Source organism: Bartonella sp. TT29SHDZB, from assembly GCF_042193395.1.
Taxonomy (GTDB): domain Bacteria; phylum Pseudomonadota; class Alphaproteobacteria; order Rhizobiales; family Rhizobiaceae; genus Bartonella.
The window spans coordinates 1-2,661 of sequence record NZ_JBHILQ010000063.1; the positions used below are offsets into that span (position 1 = coordinate 1).

General features: G+C 39.0%; 4 protein-coding genes and 1 pseudogene. 2 read left to right on the forward strand and 3 right to left on the reverse strand.

Annotated elements, in window-relative coordinates; translation table 11 throughout:
- A pseudogene (locus ACFIJJ_RS09340) lies at positions 1–446 on the reverse strand (phage tail protein); the annotation flags it as partial.
- A 470-nt stretch (positions 447–916) separates the two neighbouring features.
- Between ACFIJJ_RS09340 and ACFIJJ_RS09345 the strand changes: the two are divergent.
- Complete coding sequence (locus tag ACFIJJ_RS09345) at positions 917–1,438, forward strand: Rha family transcriptional regulator (protein ID WP_375646757.1); 522 nt, start codon at positions 917–919, stop codon at positions 1,436–1,438.
- Positions 1,439–1,484: 46 nt separating this feature from the next.
- Here ACFIJJ_RS09345 and ACFIJJ_RS09350 read toward each other — a convergent pair whose 3' ends face one another.
- On the reverse strand, positions 1,485–1,811 hold the full coding sequence (locus tag ACFIJJ_RS09350) for a HigA family addiction module antitoxin (protein WP_273791640.1): 327 nt from the start codon (positions 1,809–1,811) through the stop codon (positions 1,485–1,487).
- Positions 1,812–1,841: 30 nt separating this feature from the next.
- Complete coding sequence (locus tag ACFIJJ_RS09355; protein ID WP_273791641.1) at positions 1,842–2,117, reverse strand: type II toxin-antitoxin system RelE/ParE family toxin; 276 nt, start codon at positions 2,115–2,117, stop codon at positions 1,842–1,844.
- A gap of 119 nt (positions 2,118–2,236) precedes the next feature.
- Here ACFIJJ_RS09355 and ACFIJJ_RS09360 point away from each other — a divergent pair, with 119 nt between their 5' ends.
- On the forward strand, positions 2,237–2,416 hold the full coding sequence (locus ACFIJJ_RS09360; RefSeq protein ID WP_375621862.1) for a hypothetical protein: 180 nt from the start codon (positions 2,237–2,239) through the stop codon (positions 2,414–2,416).
- The last annotated feature ends 245 nt before the right edge of the window (positions 2,417–2,661 follow it).

Here is a 2,661-nt window from a genome sequence, read left to right on the forward strand (position 1 = left end):
ATATTCACACTGGAAGGGCGTTGATGTGTAAAGCCTGGAGCGATGAGAATGCGTGGTGTTTGTCCCACAATGGATTGCGCTCCAATCAAAGCATGGACGCCTTCATAAGCGCCATTTGCATTCACACCACCCAGAATATTGGTGAGTGTTGCATTTTCGTTGTCACCTTCGTGCACGCGTACGACAACGACAATTGCTCCTACTTGTTTAAAAATAAGATCAAGGGCATTGGGTAGGGTGCCTTGACGCTTACCCGTTTTATCGAGTTTTGCAGCTTGTGAAAGAGAGCCTGCTACCAAAACCGGTGTGTTGAGAGGGAATGCTTGTTCATCTGCATCGGGTGCTGTGCCAACAATTCCGATAACTGCCGATTGAACCGCGCGAAGGGGGCGGGTGCCGTCGTCAACCTCGACAACTTCAACACCGTGTAAAAAACCTGTTGCCATTTTATACTCCTTTGAAATATTGGCTAATGAAATGAATGAGAAAAAATGAGGGTTGGATTTGAAATCGCACCCTTTAAAACAGCAAATCATAAGGATTTTGGTTCACTCGCATTTCAAATGCGAGTGAATAGTAAAGGGTAGCATTTCAAATGCGATCCTTTGAAAACAACAATATGTGAAATAATTTTTTAAAAGCATATTGATACTAATAAACTCTCATGTTATTCGAATCACAAGTGCTAGAAACACTAAACCATTAGCGGATAGGTCACGTAAGATCTCTCCCATGCATTTAAAATACTGATTGTCTTTTATGCTATTATTGGCATATAACGATTTTGTCGGGTGTAGCTATGCTATACAATACCTTCTCACGAGGGGAAGGCATAGCGACGGACTAATGGCCGTGTTTCTAACGCCCGGCACCTTGGGGGTGTCAATAGAGACATTAAAACCATTAGGAGTTCATCATGAACAATTTAGTAACAATCAACAGTGCTGGTATTGCTGTCACAACCTCTTTGAAAATTGCTGAGGGTGTGGGGAATACGCATAAAACAGTTATACAGTTAGTACGCAATAATCGTAAAGATTTTGAAGAGTTTGGTTCACTTGGATTTGAAATCCAAGTGAGTAAAAGAGACGGTAAAGGTGGTCAAAAGAGAGAAGTTGCTATTCTCAACGAACCACAAGCCACTCTACTCATGACCTATATGCGTAACAATGATACGGTGCGTGCATTCAAAAAAGCCCTCGTCAAAGCTTTCTATGATTTAAAAAACCAATTAATTGATAATGATCGTGATACACGCTTTGATTTTCCAAGCAACTGGGATGAAATGGGACCTACTGAAAAAGCTGTTTATATTTATGGACCGCTTCACATGCATCTTGTTAAAGCCTTTACATTAGCAGAAGAGAGCAAACATTATAAAACGCTTGTTGAAGAAGCCAAGCGAGTTTTAGTAAGCCCTGTTGTAAAAGTAGCTTAAGTTAAAAACATGATTTTATCTCCTCGTCTTTGAGGCGGGGAGGTAGTTAATGGCTCTGTTCCATTTGTATATCCACTTTATTAGCTGTTAATGTTGGAATAGAAGAGACATCAATGTCCCTCAAGGCATGCCATGTATCATAATTGGCTTGAAGCTGTAGCCAAAGGGCTGGTCCATTTCCTAACAATTTACCAATGCGAGCTGCTGTTACGGCTGTGACTGGACGTTCTCCTTTAAGGATACCGTGCAAGTGCTGGCGTGATATTTGAAGAATCCTAGCAATTTCGGTTTTGCTTGCATTTAAATGTTCTAAGGATTCAGCTAAAATTTCTCCTGGATGAGAAGGACAACGATTAGGATTACGTGTGGTCATGGATAGTTTCCTTTACAAATCTTAAAACCTTCAGTGGTATTGCTCTAGATCAACATGGTAAACGTGTCTGTCTTTAAATTCAAAAGTGATACACCAAGGACCATTGATATGAATTGTGTAGCGAGTTGGAGTAAAGCCTTTAAGCATATGAAAATTATAACCTGGTACATTGATATCACTAACTTGAGAAGCAGCGTCAAGGGCATCAAGACGGCGAATAATACGCTGTTGAAGCCTGCTATCAATCTTACTTTTTCCTGTTTCCCAGAGAGATTGGAGGTCTTTATTTTTAAATGTTTTGATCATAGCAAACTCAACAACTTTATTTTAAGTAAGATGTAATGTATTAAGTGACAATTGTCAACAAAAATGTTACAATTTAATGTGATTGATGCCAACACTGTGGAACTACAAGAATTTAAGAAATGAATATCAAACCAATTCGTGCTGAGAGGGAGTACCAAGAAGCTTTAGAAATTGTGTCTGCAATGTTTGATAAGCAGCCAGAAGTTAATACTCCAGAATTTGATAGAATGAAAACTCTTGTTTTGTTAATTGAAGCTTATGAAACAGAACACTATCCTGTTTCTCCACCTCATGCGTAAAGAGAAGAATAGGTGCATGGAGGGGATAAATTTGCACGTTAACATCAAGGATTTTACAAACATACCAACGGCTGTCTGATCAAATATTGCTAAAAACTTAGATCCCTTGCCATTCTTAATAAAGTGAATACGAAGTTTAAATTCTATTGTCATTTTGCTCTCCAAATTAATGAAGAGACCATAACAATTATCTACACTCTCTCATAAGCCTGACACTGTCAGTCAAAAAGGACTTTAAAGAAAGA

Excerpts from the sequence above, each read along its gene's own strand:
- ACFIJJ_RS09360 (WP_375621862.1), top strand. The coding sequence starts at position 2,237 with ATGAATATCAAACCAATTCGTGCTGAGAGGGAGTACCAAGAAGCTTTA.
- ACFIJJ_RS09345 (WP_375646757.1), top strand. The coding sequence starts at position 917 with ATGAACAATTTAGTAACAATCAACAGTGCTGGTATTGCTGTCACAACC.
- ACFIJJ_RS09355 (WP_273791641.1), bottom strand. The coding sequence starts at position 2,117 with ATGATCAAAACATTTAAAAATAAAGACCTCCAATCTCTCTGGGAAACA.
- ACFIJJ_RS09350 (WP_273791640.1), bottom strand. The coding sequence starts at position 1,811 with ATGACCACACGTAATCCTAATCGTTGTCCTTCTCATCCAGGAGAAATT.